Origin of the sequence: Streptococcus australis ATCC 700641 (assembly GCF_000186465.1) — a bacterium.
In the GTDB taxonomy this organism is placed as follows: Bacteria; Bacillota; Bacilli; order Lactobacillales; family Streptococcaceae; genus Streptococcus; species Streptococcus australis.
The window spans coordinates 953,479-969,498 of the sequence record NZ_GL636091.1 but is presented as its reverse complement, the minus strand read 5'-3'; the positions used below and the strand labels follow the sequence as shown (position 1 = coordinate 969,498).

The 16,020-nt window shown below is 41.5% G+C and carries 15 protein-coding genes and 1 riboswitch; of the genes, 3 read left to right on the top strand and 12 right to left on the bottom strand.

Annotation, left to right across the window (positions count from 1 at the left end; translation table 11 throughout):
• Window positions 1-12: 12 nt before the first annotated feature.
• The 4 genes from HMPREF9421_RS04490 to HMPREF9421_RS04475 all read right to left on the bottom strand — a co-directional run bounded on the left by HMPREF9421_RS04490 (window position 13) and on the right by HMPREF9421_RS04475 (window position 5,542).
• Window positions 13-1,212 (bottom strand): hypothetical protein, encoded by a 1,200-nt coding sequence (locus HMPREF9421_RS04490; RefSeq protein WP_006595806.1) that lies wholly within the window; start codon window positions 1,210-1,212, stop codon window positions 13-15.
• Window positions 1,213-1,324: 112 nt separating this feature from the next.
• On the bottom strand, window positions 1,325-2,674 hold the full coding sequence (locus HMPREF9421_RS04485) for a hemolysin family protein (RefSeq protein ID WP_006595805.1): 1,350 nt from the start codon (window positions 2,672-2,674) through the stop codon (window positions 1,325-1,327).
• 104 nt (window positions 2,675-2,778) lie between these two features.
• Window positions 2,779-4,260, bottom strand: coding sequence for an AcpB/EbpR/MafR family transcriptional regulator (locus HMPREF9421_RS04480; protein ID WP_006595804.1), 1,482 nt, complete (start codon window positions 4,258-4,260; stop codon window positions 2,779-2,781).
• Window positions 4,261-4,414: 154 nt separating this feature from the next.
• Window positions 4,415-5,542, bottom strand: coding sequence for an AI-2E family transporter (locus HMPREF9421_RS04475; protein WP_006595803.1), 1,128 nt, complete (start codon window positions 5,540-5,542; stop codon window positions 4,415-4,417).
• A gap of 56 nt (window positions 5,543-5,598) precedes the next feature.
• On the opposite strand from HMPREF9421_RS04475, the gene HMPREF9421_RS04470 reads away from it, so the two are divergent.
• Window positions 5,599-6,402: an ABC transporter ATP-binding protein gene (locus tag HMPREF9421_RS04470; RefSeq protein WP_006595802.1), complete on the top strand. Its 804-nt coding sequence runs from the start codon at window positions 5,599-5,601 to the stop codon at window positions 6,400-6,402.
• Between the two features lie 83 nt (window positions 6,403-6,485).
• Here HMPREF9421_RS04470 and HMPREF9421_RS04465 read toward each other — a convergent pair whose 3' ends face one another.
• From HMPREF9421_RS04465 to HMPREF9421_RS04430, 8 genes are all read right to left on the bottom strand, one after another.
• Window positions 6,486-8,540: a cation:proton antiporter gene (locus tag HMPREF9421_RS04465; protein ID WP_006595801.1), complete on the bottom strand. Its 2,055-nt coding sequence runs from the start codon at window positions 8,538-8,540 to the stop codon at window positions 6,486-6,488.
• Between the two features lie 3 nt (window positions 8,541-8,543).
• Window positions 8,544-8,807, bottom strand: a complete 264-nt coding sequence (locus HMPREF9421_RS04460; RefSeq protein WP_006595800.1) for a hypothetical protein — start codon at window positions 8,805-8,807, stop codon at window positions 8,544-8,546.
• Entirely contained in the window at window positions 8,800-9,357 is a 558-nt protein-coding gene (mnmM, locus tag HMPREF9421_RS04455; RefSeq protein ID WP_006595799.1) for a tRNA 5-(aminomethyl)-2-thiouridylate-methyltransferase MnmM, read from the bottom strand. Before mnmM ends, HMPREF9421_RS04460 begins: the two co-directional genes overlap by 8 nt.
• A gap of 1 nt (window position 9,358) precedes the next feature.
• Complete coding sequence (gene mnmL / locus HMPREF9421_RS04450; protein ID WP_006595798.1) at window positions 9,359-10,300, bottom strand: tRNA modification radical SAM protein MnmL/YtqA; 942 nt, start codon at window positions 10,298-10,300, stop codon at window positions 9,359-9,361.
• A 23-nt stretch (window positions 10,301-10,323) separates the two neighbouring features.
• Window positions 10,324-10,635, bottom strand: coding sequence for an MGMT family protein (locus HMPREF9421_RS04445; protein WP_006595797.1), 312 nt, complete (start codon window positions 10,633-10,635; stop codon window positions 10,324-10,326).
• A 3-nt stretch (window positions 10,636-10,638) separates the two neighbouring features.
• The gene (locus tag HMPREF9421_RS04440; RefSeq protein ID WP_006595796.1) at window positions 10,639-11,289 is read right to left on the bottom strand and encodes a phosphatase PAP2 family protein; all 651 of its coding nucleotides are present in this window, start codon (window positions 11,287-11,289) and stop codon (window positions 10,639-10,641) included.
• The gene (locus HMPREF9421_RS04435; protein ID WP_006595795.1) at window positions 11,279-11,836 is read right to left on the bottom strand and encodes an ECF transporter S component; all 558 of its coding nucleotides are present in this window, start codon (window positions 11,834-11,836) and stop codon (window positions 11,279-11,281) included. Before HMPREF9421_RS04435 ends, HMPREF9421_RS04440 begins: the two co-directional genes overlap by 11 nt.
• A gap of 216 nt (window positions 11,837-12,052) precedes the next feature.
• Window positions 12,053-12,208, bottom strand: a riboswitch (FMN riboswitch).
• An 86-nt stretch (window positions 12,209-12,294) separates the two neighbouring features.
• Window positions 12,295-12,837 (bottom strand): tRNA (cytidine(34)-2'-O)-methyltransferase, encoded by a 543-nt coding sequence (locus HMPREF9421_RS04430; RefSeq protein ID WP_006595794.1) that lies wholly within the window; start codon window positions 12,835-12,837, stop codon window positions 12,295-12,297.
• A gap of 300 nt (window positions 12,838-13,137) precedes the next feature.
• On the opposite strand from HMPREF9421_RS04430, the gene trkA reads away from it, so the two are divergent.
• Entirely contained in the window at window positions 13,138-14,493 is a 1,356-nt protein-coding gene (gene trkA / locus HMPREF9421_RS04425) for a Trk system potassium transporter TrkA (protein ID WP_006595793.1), read from the top strand.
• Window positions 14,494-14,496: 3 nt separating this feature from the next.
• Window positions 14,497-15,957 carry a TrkH family potassium uptake protein gene (locus HMPREF9421_RS04420; protein ID WP_006595792.1) on the top strand — a complete coding sequence of 487 codons (1,461 nt, stop codon included), beginning with the start codon at window positions 14,497-14,499 and terminating at the stop codon, window positions 15,955-15,957.
• Window positions 15,958-16,020 lie beyond the last annotated feature (63 nt).

The window sequence follows — 16,020 nt, the reverse complement described above, 5'->3', positions numbered from 1 at the left end:
TAAGCGAATATCTTATTTTTTAAAGGAGTATTCAATTCCATAATCATTTCCATCCACGGAAACTTTCAGCGTTCCATTTTCAATTTTATACTTGAGATCGTATCGAAGGAAATGACTCTTATCTTCATCCTGAATGAATCGGTGATCTTTTTCATCCACCTCACCTTCAAAGGCTACCATTTTAAGAGTACCTTTCTTCACATCGATTTCAAGTCCCATATCCTCTAAATAGGAATTCTCACTGTTTTCCTGGATATAGTCTAAGGCATCCTCAACAGAGTAAAAATCATTGTCCCCATCATCATAGAGTTCCTTTGCAGCTCCCTTGAAATCAATCTTACCAATCACACTGATGGTTACTTTTTTCCCCTTTACCTCTACGATCATATCCATATCTTTTACAAATTCACTAGAAATATCTGATGTAGTAGAGAAAGTGCCTGAAAAAGCAGACTTCATTGTCTTTTTCATCTCAGGAGTAGCTGACCATTTCCCTTGAATACTATTAGGATTTTTAGCAAATAAGAAAAAGGCAAGCACAGCTAAAACTGCAACGGCGACAAGACTACATAATCCAATAATCAGCCCTTTCTTAGACTTCTTACCGGGTATTGGGGCTTGTCCCATATATGGGGAATTAGTCTGGGAATTAGTCTGGTAATTCAGTTGCCCATTGTTTGGATAACCTCCCTGCATCTGAGCATTGTTATAGGATGCGAAGGGCGCTCCTGCTTGAGCCGAATCCTGAACAGGAGCTTGTGGCTGAGTTCCACCTTGGCCAAAAGCTTGTCCTTGATGTTGAAACGGACTTGTTCCACCTTGGTATTGATTTGGAGCTGGGCTTGCACCTCCAAATGAGGCTTGGGCCGGAGCTGGACCTCCGAACTGTGCTTGTTCTGGTGACGGCGTCGAACCTCCAAATGGTGCTTGTCCTGGTGATGGCGTCGCACCTCCAAATGGTGTTTGCTCTGGAGTTGGCGCCGCACCTCCAAATGTGGCTTGTTCTGGAAACGGTAAGGGTCCTCCAAATTGTCCTTGATTGGAAACAGGTGCTGCACCTTCAAATGGAGATTGAATTGGATTTACCGGCGTATCCTGTGTCGCTTGTGTTTCTGGACTTCCAAACTGACCAAAAACCTGTTGGATTTCCTCCTGATTGGCCGGTCGACCATTTACTCTCTCGAACTCTGCTAACCATTCTTCTTGTTTCATTGCTATCTCCTTCTAACACTTAGTTATTTTATTATAAAGGAAATTCATGGGAGATGCAAATCCGACTAAAATGAGCATAAAAAAATCAGGGAGAATCCCTGATTTGATGTTCTTATTCTTGACCTTTTGTCGCTTGCTCATCTTCATCGACTAGGTCACTGACCTCAACCTTCACCTTGGTAACACGACCATTTTTCACCTTATCGTTTGTAAGGATCAAGTGTTTCTTCATGCTGTCTACTTCAAAACTCAAGCGTTCTTTATGACCTGGAATGCGACCAACCCCAGTTAGGTAGTAGCCTGCAATGGTATCCACATCATCGCTTTCTAACTTCACATCGAAATACTCATTGAAATCATTTAGGGTCACAATCCCCTGAACAATATAGAGGTTAGGCTCAATTTCAAAAACATCATTCTCAGCCTTATCGGTTTCATCATCGATTTCCCCGACGATTTCCTCAAGAAGATCTTCCAAGGTTACTAGACCAGCCATTCCTCCATACTCATCGAGCAAAATGGCCATCTGATTCTGTGTATTCCGAAGCTCCTTTAGGAGATCATCAACAAAGATCGTTTCCGGTACAAAGAGTGGTTCCTGAAGAATCTTGCGAAGAAATATGTTCTCAAAGCCATTCACAAAACCTTCATTAAGCAAGCGTTTGGTATGGATGAGACCAATGACATTGTCCTTGTCGTCATCATAGACAGGGATACGAGAAAAGTTCTGTTTTAAGATACTTTCGATGATTTCTCTGGTATCATCTTGGATATCCACCATAAAGGCATCCGTACGAGGAACCATTAGCTCACGCGCCATCAGCTCATCTAGCGAAAAGACTCCTTGCAACATTTCAATCTCGTCAGCATCCAGACTCGTTTCACTCTTAGCCAGCATATAGGCAATCTCATCTCGTGACATCTCTTCGTCTGCATCATCGAATTGCATTGGTGTCAGACGACTTACCAGATTGGTTGATGCCGATAAGAGCCAGACAAAGGGGCTAACGATTTTCCCTAGTAAAATAACAATTGGAGCCGTCCGAATAGCCAAACTATCTTTTAGATTCATGGCAATACGCTTCGGGTATAACTCACCAAATACAATCGAAATATAAGTCAGAAAAGCCAGTGAGAGGAAACTACCCATCGCACGCGCTGTCTCCGTATTTCCCATCCAAGAAGCTATGACTTTCCCAAGATCATCGGCTAGGCTTGCCCCAGACAAGATGGTAATCAAAGTAATGCCGACTTGAATCGTAGACAAAAAGTGGTTTGGATTTTCCAATACCTTTAAGAGGCGAATATATTTTTTATCACCCTCTTCAGCCTTCTGTTCCACCCGAGAGCGATTCAGCGATACCATCGACATCTCAGTTGCAGAGAAAAAAGCATTTAATAAGGTCAATACAAATAGTAAAACAAATTGCAGTATTAAATCCTGACTGCCAGGGTCTTCCATGGATATTCTCCTCAATGTATAGTAATAATGCCCATTATATCATATTTTTTAAAATGGTGCATAGTCGCAAAAATTTCCCTCCTATAAGAGGAGGGAAGGCTCAGTTATACTCCATAACGTGTAAAATCATAAAAGAGTACATTCAGTTTTTCTACAAGTTCTAAAAGGGTCAAACTACTTGTACAAATAAATTTTTTACCTTTTATATCCGGAATCATAAAGTTGGCAACAATGACATCATATTCGGTGTGCTCTAGTTCATGAAGATTAAAGTCATGCTTGATGACCTGTGAAAACTCAAAGTTATCCGTACAATAGAATTTTAAGAAATCAATCATGGACTTGGCATGGTGGTCATCGTATCGGCTAATGATTAAGACCTTGACAGCTGTCCGTCTCCTTAATAGTTGAGGCAATAGATTTTCCCAATGTGAAAATACGGTATAAATCTGATGCTTGAGGTTTTCAGGATTTTCATGAAAGCCCATCTCTTTGAGATAGTGATACAAACCTGTTTCAACATCCTGATAAAATTTAGGGAAGAGGGTTCGATAATCCTCATTGGTATAGCTCTTGGTATCATAGAGAAGAAATTCACCAAAGATTTCACGCCGCTCCAAATAGGCGGTGTTGTGAATATGCATAATCATCTCTTCATAATTCTCAAGTTCTAAACCATAAGATTCACTCAGGTGATCAAGAAATTGAGAGGCTAAAATATAGGATTTTTTTGTAACAGCATCTTCCTCAGTGGAGTCAATCAGATCCTGTGGGGTAAAATAGAAGCGTTTCTGTAGGAAGATAATAAAGAGCTGTTCTATGATTTCTTCGTTAAATTCTACACCCAGCTGCAAACCAAAATAACGAAGCATCTCATTGATTTTTGGGAGCTCTTGATAGAGATAGGCGTATTGTTCAAAATTATTGGCCCCTTCAATTCGATACCCTTGCTTAATCCGGTAAAGGTAGACCGTCAGCATAATTTTATAAGAATGGAAGATCGAATAAGTCAGTGGGATTTCTGTCAGTTTATAGAAGAAGGTGATGAAATCAATAATGACTTGCTCTCTAATATCTGGAAATGGCCACTCTAAATAATAATACCGCTCTGCAAAATACTGGGAATAGAAAAAGCGAATATCGACTTCGTCCCCCACGACATTTAAAGGATTCAAGGTGATTCGTATATTGTACTTTTCCTGAATAATTTGGTTGATATTTCGAATCAAGCGATAAAATGACTGTTGGCTGAGATCATACCGTCTACAAATTAAGTCACTGGAAACGTCCTTATGGAAGAACAAGTATTCCAAGAGGGAGAAAGCTGTAGATTCTTTAAAGAAGTGATGGTAGACCACCTCAATCCCAATCGAATCGTCATAGCTGATCTTAATGCCATTTGTCGAAGACTCAATCAAAAACTCATTAAAGACCGTTCGTAAATTTGAAAGATCCTCCTTCAATGACCGTTCTGTACAATCTAACATTTCAGCGAGTTCCTTCAAATGAAACCAGCGCTTCTCTCGAATTAATGTTTCTAGCAAACGCATTTGGCGTCGCTGCTTTTTGGCAAGCAATTCTATCATCTTATAGAAACTCCTTGATTTTGTATCATCACTAATTCATTATAACATATTTTCTAAAGAAAAGGTAAAAGTTCACGATACAAAAACATAGCCTACCCTTTCTCAATCTATATTCAAAAAGGAATGGTTGCCCATTCCCTTCTAGGTTATTCTGTTAGGATTTATTGATAATCCCAAATTCTTCCTGCTTGCGCTGCTTCTGTGTCTTTTTATGATTTTCATACAAGGCTGCAAGGAATTTTACAATCTCTTTACCAATCGAATAGACCGGGATCGCCACAATCATTCCAATGACCCCGTAGATGTTACTAGACAAGAGCAAGAGAACCATAATCGTAATAGGATGCACCTTCATTACGCCTCCCACAATCCGTGGATAAAGGATGTTTCCATCGATTTGTTGAACAATCAACATGAAGATGACTGCTTTAACCATCATATTGAAATCGGTAAAAGCATAAGTGACCACCATGGGAATCAAGCCGATCGTCGGTCCAATATAAGGAATGAGGTTGGCCAAGGCTGAGAAAATCGCAAAGACCAAGGCATACTTCAAACCGATAAAACTGTATCCAATAAAGGCTAGAGTTCCAATAATCAAGGCATCAATAGAAATTCCACTAATATAGCGAGAAACCGTTTGGTTGAGGCTCACTAAGAGAGAGGTAATATTCCGTCGGTCATTCTTCAGGATAGTCCGCTCCAACATCGGTAGCAATTTTTTCCCATCTATCAAGAAATAAACCAAGAAAATTGGGGTCATGACGAGAATAAAGAGCGTATTGACAATTGTCGATACCACACTACCCAGACTATTGGTCACACTATTCAAGATATTCTGTAGAATATCTACATAAGATAGGTTTAGTTGCTGAATGGTCGATTGTATATTGATACTCTGAAAGGCTGGATTCTTAGATAACTTCGTTACAAAACTTTGCACTTCCCAATACAAACCTTGGGTTGAATTAATCAAGCTTGTCAACTGGTTGATCAAAATAGGCAAGATATAAACAATCCCATAAATAATCAATCCAAAAAGGGTTACCAAGGTTAATAGAATGCCCAAAATTCGATTCAGATGAAATTTCTTTTCCAAAAATTCTACGATTGGGTTGGTGATATAATACAAGAAACCAGCAATCAAAAATGGAAGAATAATGGTATTCAGAACAGATACAAATGGAGAAATGAGGCTTCCCATACTTCCCCAAATATAGAATATAATCGTTAATAATAGGACTTCACAGGTCCAGAAAAATAATTTACTTTTATGAAACATCCCTTTCCTCCTATCTGCTATTTTATCATATTTATGGTAAAATAGAGAATATTTTTATGAAGGTTAAAAAGATGAAAGATAGCTTAATTGAACTGAAAGACGTCACTCTCAGAAAAGAAGGAAAAAACCTCCTTTCCCGTTTGAATTGGACCGTCAATAAGGGGGAAACCTGGGCCATCCTTGGACTAAATGGTGCTGGCAAATCAACCCTACTTCGTCTCTTAATGGCGGAATATTGGAAAACGGAAGGAGAGGTTTCCGTTCTCGGGACACAATTTGGACAAGGGGGCATTCCTGAGCTCCGCAAGCGAATCGGAGTGGTCAGCTCCTTTATTTCTGAGCGTATTCCCGAATCTCTTTCTCCGGAAGAAATCGTCCTCACTGGGAAATACAAGAGTAGCATTCTCTATACAACTTATGGAGAGAAAGAACTCGATGAAGCACGATCCATGTTGCGTCGCATCAGTGTTGCTTCTTTAATCGGGCGAAAATACCGGACTCTCTCTCAAGGGGAAAAACAGACGATTCTTATCGCCCGCAGTCTCATGGAAGAACCCGATCTTCTTATCTTTGACGAAGCCTCAAGTGGGCTCGACTTGTTTGCTCGGGAAGCGATTTTTCAACTGATCCACCAGATCAAACAGATGGAAAAGGCACCGACCATTCTCTTTGTCACCCACCATGCAGAGGAAATCACCAAGTCCTTTAGCCATGTCCTTCTCCTCAAAGACGGACAAAGTTTTGCTCAAGGACCTAAGAAGGAAATCCTCACCCAAGCAACTCTATCAGACTTTTATGGAGGACAAGTCCAGCTAATTCCAATCGGAGAGGACCGCTATTACATTCAACCAGACCAGTAATCAATAGTCTGCTAAGATACAAAACAAAGAGATTGGGACAAGCGTCACCAATCTCTTTTCTTCTATTTAGCTGAAAATCATTTTTATCGATTTCGAGCGTAATTGATCATATCATAAGGAAGAGTGTTGGCACTTTCTCTTAAGGAATAGTTTTCCAATTCATTGACATTTTGCCGCATGCGACGCGCATACTTGGCCGAAATCAAATGCTGTTCCTCATATTCAAAAATGAGTTTTCTCTCCAGGTAATAACCTCTTAGCATCTCATCAATATTATTGGGCTTGATCCGATTGATAACCCGCTCTACAAAGGCTCCACTGGTAATCAAAGACGTTTCACGCAAGCGTGATTCTTGAAGGAAAGAAACCAAGCTACTGCGATAAACCCCTTTTAGGTTTTCCAAACTCTCGATAATAATTTCTGTATTGGCCAAATACAAGGCAGCAATCTGGTCATAGTCAATGGCTTCGAGCTTGTAATTCTCTCCGTTTTTCCATGCCCGAATACCTGATCCAAAGGTCACAAGCTCGTGCAAAAGCAGTCGGAGCAAGCGAAAGAGTACCAAGAAATAATAGGTCAGGCGGGATGACAGATTGCGGTTGACCTTCTGCTCCATGGATCGAAGATAACGTTGATAGACATGGTAACTTCTATCTCGAATCTTTCCTTCTTCATAAGCCTGTTCCAAACCATCATTCTCGATACTAAGAATAAGGAGTTTCAGTTGTTCCCAGTCTCTTTGAGTCGCCTTATCCTCCTGACTGAGAATCATATTTTCTATCCGCCCATGATAATTATCAATCGCCGCATACAAAGGACCCTTCTGCTTGGTCACCGTCAACTCTTTTTCCAATAGCATGACGACATCGTTCAAGATTGCAATGTGCATCAAATGATCATTGGATTCCTCTTTGTCTTCGGATAGTTTTGGTAGGATGAGAAGGCCGAGTAAGAAACTACACAAAGTGACCCCTGCTACTAAAAACAAAAGAACAGGATACTCTGCTTCTAAATGCGTCGGTATCAAGAGGATGGTCGCAATAGACACCGTTCCTTTGACTCCTGAAAAGGTCAATAAGAGGGCATCTTTCAGATACTTGTCAATGGATTTTTTCAATTGGAAACCCCTGTACCAGTAAAATCCATACACCATCAAAAAGCGAATCAGGAACAAGAGTCCCGTCAATAAGAGAACAGTCACAATCAAGAGCAGATTGTTGTAAAAGGGAGTCCTAAGAATTGGCTCAGAGATCATCTCTAGCTCCATCCCCAAGAGGACAAAGACAGAACCGTTGAGGACAAAATTGACTGTATTCCAAACCGTATGCGTGACCGTATCGACTTTGGCTTCTAGTAGGGTAATTTTCTTAAACCGACTAGCCTTTAGAATTCCAGCCACAACCACCGCAATAATCCCCGACACATGGATCTCTTCTGCGATAAAGAAGGTTAACAAAGGAAGACTCAATTCTAAAATGAGTTCACTGGCAATATCTGTTGCCCGAACACTGAGCAGTAATTTTTGAAGCCCACGGTTGATAGCTGCTGTCACTATCCCTACCGCAAAACCGCCTAAAATGGAGATAGCCAAGTCCCAACTAGCTTGGCCCAAGGAAAATACTCCAGTGGTCCATGCAGCCAGTGCCACACGAAAGGCGACCAAGCCTGAAGCATCGTTGAGCAAGCCCTCTCCTTTTAGAATGTTGGAGATTCGTTTTGGAAAGGAAAAGCGTTCCGATAGAGAGGCAAAGGCCACTAAATCTGTCGGACCGAGCGCTGCCCCAACTGCCATACAAGCAGCCAAAGGAATTCCCATCCACATGACATGAGCCATCCAGCCCAAGCTAAGGGTCGAAATAAAAATGACTGGGAAGATTAAAAAGGCAATAATGCGCCAGTGCTTGAGAATCGAGGTAATGTCTGCTTCTTCTGCTTCTCGAAAGAGTAATGGTCCAATAACCAAGGCCAAAAAGAGTTCGGTATCTAAGTGATACTCCGAATTGGGTAAGAGAAAGCCAATCCCAATCCCAAGGACGATCTGGATCAAGGGGAGGGGCAAGGTAGGAATCAACTTATTGGTCGCATTGGAGACAATCAGGATCAGGGAAAAGACAATGGCATATACAAGAATCTCCATCCCTTATCCTCCTGATCGTTGGTTACAACAGTCCTCAAAGAGTTGCTTCTGTTCTTGGATCTTTTGATCAATCTTTGTCAGATCCTTGTGCTCAATTTTCTTCTGGCAACGTTCCATTTCAAGGGAGACCAGCTTCTTCTTGATTTTGATCATCTTTTTGCTCATCCGTGCTTCATCCAAAAAACCGACTGCACGTTCATGAGAGGTGGATTCCACAAAATCGTGACGAAGAGCATCAATTTTATTTTTTAAAAATTCTTTATCCATGACGGTAACTTTCTAATTTTTCGATCATGACCAAAAATGGGGGATGATTGATCTGGTTCAGGGTCCGGTAACTAGTGACCGTAAATTCTTGTTGAGGAAGTTGGGAGACAAACTCCAAGACTGCATCTTTTTCTAGTTCCCCACCCTCATGACCATAATAGATCATGATGGCCATTCGCCCTCCCTTGATCAAGCGGTGACAGAGTTTATCAATGGCTTGGATCGTTGTTTTAGGCTGGGTAATAATCGACTTGTCTGCTGAAGGAAGATATCCTAAGTTGAAGATAGCGGCCTTGACCTGGTTTACATAGTGATCTGCTTCTTCATGCCCCTTTAAAAGAAGGCGGGCATTGGAAAGTCCTGCTTCTTCCAAGCGCTTCTGCGTATGGACCAAGGCCTGCTCTTGAATATCAAATGCATAAACTTCTTTGGCTAGTTTAGCCAAGAAAAGGGTATCATGGCCATTGCCCATGGTCGCATCAACGACGGTATCTTGATCTGTAATGACCTCCCTAAGAAAATCATGGGCCATCTCTAATGGTCGCAACATGCTACTCCTCCAATTTTCCTACTTTACAGCCTTGAACACTTCCTCGACGACGCATTTCTGTTTCAATGGCATTCAGTACTTCCCACTTATTGAGACTCCACATCGGTCCTATCAACATTTCGCGTGGAGCATCTCCTGTAATCCGGTGGATGACGATCTCCTTAGGAATGATCTCTAGTTGGTCACAGATGACCGACACGTATTCCTCCTGACTCATCAATTGCAATCGCCCTTCATGGTAGTCTCGCTGCATCCGGGTATTGGTCATGAGATGGAGCAGGTGCAATTTAATGCCCTGGATATCGTTGTCCGTTACACAACGACGGACATTTTCTACCATCATCTCATGCGTCTCCCCAGGAAGACCGTTGATTAAATGTGAAACAATCTCTGCCTTAGGGACCTGTTGGCGAATCCGCTTCACCGTTTCTACATAGAGCTCGTAACTATGAGCCCGGTTGATCAGTTCAGAAGTTGCTTCATAAGTCGTCTGCAAGCCTAGCTCAATGGTCACATGCATGCGCTTTGTCAATTCTGCTAGGTAGGCCAACGTTTCATCCGGCAAGCAGTCTGGTCGTGTCCCGATGTTCATCCCTACGACACCCGGCTCATTGATGGCTTGCTCATAGCGCTCCCGAATGACATCAACGGATTCATGCGTATTAGTGAAATTTTGAAAATAGACCAAATACTTTTTGACGTCGGGCCATTTGCGGTGCATAAAATCAATTTCTTTGTAAAACTGATCCCGAATAGGGGCATCTGGTGCTACGATGGCGTCCCCAGAACCAGAAACTGTACAAAAAGTACAGCCCCCACGAGCAACAGTTCCATCACGATTGGGACAATCAAAGCCCGCATCGATCGGGACTTTGAAGGTCTTTTCTCCAAATAAAGTTCGATAATAATCATTTAAGGTCGAATAGGATTTCATACCCCTCATTATAGCAAAAAAGCAGAGTGAACTCAAAGTTGAGTCTCCTCTGCTTTCCATTTGTATTTCTTAAGATCGACACAGCCATTCTTTTTCCGTTCTACCCCTTCTGCCCAGAGAAGCGTGCCTTGCTCTTCCCAATCAGGAGCCAAGCGACCAGTAGACGTTACGACTCGATGACAAGGATAGGCTACATCTTTTGTAGAAGTTGCCAAGACCTTGCCGACCTGACGGGCATGGCGAGGATAGCCGATGAGTTGAGCGATTTGACCATAGGTGGCCACACGTCCCAGGGGAACCTGAGCAACGACCTTTAGGACCTTTTCTTCAAATAAATCATTCATGCTTTACTTCTGCTTACTCTTAAAGCGCCATTCAAAACGCAAACGGTCGTAATAAGGAAAGACCATTTGTAAAAGGCCGAATCCCAAAAGCATACTTCCTGTGACGTCTGTCGGGTAATGAACCCCAACGTAGACACGAGATACAACAATGGTCACCATACAAAGGAAGAGGACAATCTGAGCTAGGACTTTTCCGACTTGAGAGGTCATGCGTTGTCCTACAATAATAATCAAACCACCAAATACGAGGGTGGCTGCTAAAGAGTGACCACTCGGAAAAGAATAGCCACCCTCTTGTACCAAGTGTTGAAGTGCTGGACGTGGGCGCAGATAGATGTGTTTCAGAATCACCACGAGTAATCCAGTTGTAACTAAACTCCCAGTGAGGAGGACGGCCTCCGTATACCATTTCTTCCAGACAAAGAAGAGGACAATGACGCCAACCCAGGATACGACAACTGGTGTGTTCATCAGCACTGTCACACGGGTAAAGAAGGCAGTCAAATAGGCTGGTAAGGCCCCGCGAATAGCCGATTGAATCGGTTGATCGATTCCGACTACATTTTCCGGATAAAATTTGACTACATAGCCCAGAATCATAAATAACAAAAGGGCAAAAGAGCCCTTTAGAAAATGAGATTGTTTATTTTTCATAGATTTTAAGTAGGGGCTGTACGACGGTGTATACCATCCAGAAGGTAACAGCCCAAATCAGTCCTTCTATTAGATTAAAGGGAACAACCATACTGAGAAGATACTTTTCAACTCCGACCATCTTCGCTATGTCAAATCCAACAAATTTAGCATAGAGAGGGATGGCATAATAATAATTAACTAGGAGCATGGAAAGGGTTAAACCAATGGTCCCAACCAGACTAGCTATCACAAACCGTGCTAGAGTTTTTTTCTTATTCCAAATGACTGCAAATGCTAAGACAAAGACTAAAACAGCAATTATGTTAACTGGTAAGCCAACCAAGGTCTCAGCTCCTCGACCATTCAAAACCAACTTGAGAACCGATCGAATCAAAATCACCACAACTGAGCTCTTTAGATCTAATAGAACTAAGGCGAGTAAGATTGGAATCGTACTAAAGTCAACCTTTAAAAAATCAATTCCTATTGATAGTTGATAAAACATCAATAGAAAAGAAAGTGCAGATAAAACAGCCACTAGGGTCAGTTTACGAGTATTTGTCATCACAGGTTCCTCCAATTTTTACTAAAATTAGAAGAAGTTGGAAAGATTCCCTTAACCTTATTCTATTTCAATCGTTTTAAAGAAAACTTAAACAGTTCCTTAATACTTGACGAAAAAAGCCCTGATGCTACAAGAAAAAAGCGCAAAGACTGATTTCTTATAGAATCAACAAAATTTCCATCAAGTCCATCGTCAAAAAGAACAGGTTTGTTCCTCTCTCGTCTTCTCCCATCCAGACTATACTGTCGGTTGTGGAATCACACCACATCAGCTTGCGCTCGCGGACTTCTTTTAGAGTATGGAAAAGGAAAAGACCATTTCCTAGTAAAAGTCACCGCCGGTCGGGAATTACACCCTGCCCTGAAGACCCCTTAATCATAACAAAAAACACCTGCTATTGCAAGTGTTTTGTAATATCAAAAGTTACAACAAGTGGACTTTTGTAAAGAGCATTTGCCCTACTTCAACTTATCTCCATCATACTGATGGACCAGCTCTAAGCCTGCAAACTCCTGTTGTCTGAGGGCTTCATAGACAATCATACAAACGGTATTGGAGACATTCAAGCTTCGAACATGTTCATCATTCATCGGAATCCGAATTGCCTTTTCAGCATGGAGCCGCATAAAATCCTCTGGTAAGCCTTTGTCCTCACGACCAAAGATGAAATAATGTTCTAAATTATCATTATAATTTACATTCGAATAGGTCTGATCAGCAAATTTTGAAACCAGGTGGACCTTTCCTCCAGTTGTAGCCTCCATAAACTCATCCAAGCTGTCGTAAAAACGAACATCTAACTTATCCCAATAATCCAGTCCCGCACGTTTCATCTTTCGATCATCAATAGGAAAAGCCATGGGACGGATGATATGGAGAGGAGCATTGGTAGCTGCACAAGTGCGAGCGATGTTCCCAGTATTTTGGGGAATTTGAGGTTGGTAAAGAACTACATGGTTTTTTGATTTGGTTTCTGTGTAAGCTAATTCTTCAATATTCATCACGATCTCATTTCTGGCAAAAAAATAGCCACACTGCCCGGAGTCAAGCTCAGCAAACAGCGTGGTTACAACTTCATTAACTTAACTCACAACAGGTTTGAGGTAAATCAATGAGGTTACTGTATCAGTATACCACTTTCATGCCTCCTGTCAACTATTTCGACAAAAAAATTTCACTTTTTTGCATTCTCTTTCATGTATTGAAGAGAATCTGGCTCTTTATGCTCTATTTCCACTATTAAGAGGTGATTTTTTTTTGAAAATAGAGTAAGATAGAATCATACTTTGGAGGAAATATTCATGAAAATTATTGTAGTTGGAGGCGGTAAGGTCGGAACAGCACTCTGTCGTTCCCTCGTCGCGGAAAATCACGATGTCATCTTGATTGAACAAGATGAGGCCGTTGTTAATCATATTACCAAACGCTACGATATCATTGGTATTGTTGGTAATGGTGCCAACTTTAAGATTCTCGAACAAGCAGATGTGGCCGACTGTGACATCTTTGTCGCCCTGACAGAGCAAGACGAAGTCAACATGGTTTCTGCCGTCCTGGCCAAGAAAATGGGAGCTAAAGAGACCGTTGTCCGCGTCCGCAATCCCGAATATTCAAATTCTTATTTTAAAGAAAAAAATATTCTCGGCTTCTCCCTAGTCGTCAATCCTGAACTTCTAGCCGCTCGCTACATTGCTAATAGCATTGACTTCCCAAATGCCTTGTCTGTTGAGCACTTTGCTGGTGGACGAGTCGCTTTTATGGAATTTAAGATCAAAGAGGAAAGCCCACTCTGCCAGATGACCCTTTCTCAATTCAGAAAGAAATATGGAAACATTATTATCTGTGCCATCGAACGACAAGGTCAGTTAACGATTCCAGATGGGGACTTCACTTTACAAGCCTTTGATAAGATTTTTATGACGGGAAATCGAGTGGAAATTGTGAATTTCCACAATAGCATTCGTCCTCAGGTTGTTAAAAGTCTCCTCCTAATCGGAGCTGGTAAAATTTCCTACTATCTCCTAAATATTTTGGAAAATAGCAAACGGAAGATCGACTTAAAAGTCATTGAAATCGATCAAAAACGAGCAGAATGGTTTAGTCAAGAATTCCCTGATCTCTATGTTATCCAAGGAGATGGGACATCAAAAGATATTCTAATGGAAGAGCGCGCAGGTAACTTTGATGCCGTAGCGACACTAACAGGGGTCGATGAAGAAAACATTATCGCTTCTATGTTCCTAAATAGCGTAGGTGTTCAAAAGAATATTACCAAGGTCAACCGAACTAGCCTGCTGGAAATTATTGATCGGCAAGATTTTTCAAGTATTGTGACACCGAAGGGCATTGCGGTGGATACCATCATGCATTTCATCCGTGGACGTTATAATGCCCGCTATTCAAATCTTGAAGCCTTGCACCACGTTGCCAACGGTCAAATCGAGACCCTTCAATTCCAGATTCGCGAAGAAAATAAAATGACGGGCAAACCTTTGGCACAACTGAAATTGAAAAAAGGTGTTCTCATCGCAGCCATTATCCGAAACGGGAAAGCTATTTTCCCAACTGGAGATGATCATCTTTTGATAGGGGATCGCATAATCGTTACTACCCTAATCAGCAACATCACGAAAATCTATGATTTGTTAGAGGGGTAAGCCATGAACAAAAGTATGATTCGCTACCTTTTAGCAAAACTCCTTCTGATTGAAGCCATGCTACTCTGTGTTCCAATTGTAGTTGCACTTCTCAATCTAAAGAACGATTTTGTTGTCAAGGATAGTCCGACTGTCTTTATCTCCCTATTTGCAACCATTGCCATCCTCCTTCTATTGGGAGGCATTGGTTCCTTTTTCAAACCAAAAGATTTTCACATCTATGCTAAAGAAGGCGTTCTGATTGTGGCTTTGTGTTGGATCCTCTGGTCCTTCTTTGGTGCTCTTCCCTTTGTCTTCTCAGGACAAATCCCAAACATCATTGATGCATTTTTCGAAGTTAGTTCTGGTTTTACGACTACAGGAGCAACCATTTTGAATGATGTCTCCGTCCTCAGTCCTTCCCTTCTTTTCTGGCGTAGTTTCACCCACTTAATTGGAGGGATGGGGGTGCTGGTCTTTGCCCTAGCTATTATGGACAATAACAAGAACAGCCACCTCGAAGTAATGAAGGCAGAAGTTCCTGGTCCCGTATTTGGTAAAATTGTATCCAAATTGAAGAACACAGCTCAAATCCTTTATTACCTCTATTTGGCCCTCTTCTTCCTCTTTGTGATTATCTACTTCTGTGCTGGCATGCCTCTTTATGATAGCTTTATTATTGCTATGGGGACTGCTGGTACCGGTGGCTTCACCGTCTTCAACGACGGGATTGCCCACTACCATTCAACTCTCATCACTTATTTGGTCAGTTTCGGAGTCTTGGTCTTTGGGGTTAACTTTAACCTATACTACTACATTATGCTTCGCAAGTTCAAAGCCTTCTTCGGCGATGAAGAACTTCGTACTTATTTGATGATTGTCGGGGTTTCTTCCCTTCTGATTGCCTGCAACATTTTCCATCTCTATCACAATTTTGCAGATAGTTTTGAAATGTCCTTTTTCCAAGTCTCCAATGTCATTACTACAACTGGATTTGGTTTTGGCAACACTGTTGATTGGCCGCTCTTTTCTCAGTTCCTCCTCCTCATGCTCATGGTGGTTGGTGGATCGGCTGGGTCTACTGCTGGGGGACTAAAAGTGATTCGTTGCTTAATTCTAGCTCGGATTGGAAAAAATCAAATCCGTTCCATGCTATCACCCAATCGGGTGATGACCCTTCATATCAATGGTTCATCTTTAGACAAGGATACCCAGCATAAAATCTTAAAATATTTCGTGGTCTATACCTTGATTATGATCGCCCTCATTGCGGTTGTCAGCTTTGATAGCAATAATTTTATGACGGTCGTCAGCGCTGTCTTTAGTTGCTTCAACAATATTGGGCCAATGATTGGGACAACGGATACCTTTGCTATCTTTAGTCCAATTTCTAAGCTCTTACTATCGATTGCCATGATTGCAGGACGGTTGGAAATCTACCCGATGTTACTTCTCTTTATGCCTCGTACCTGGTCAAATCGATAAAAAATAAAAAGTTTTGGAAAAACCAAAACTTTTTTCTTTGCTCTGAGTGAGACTTCTTATGGA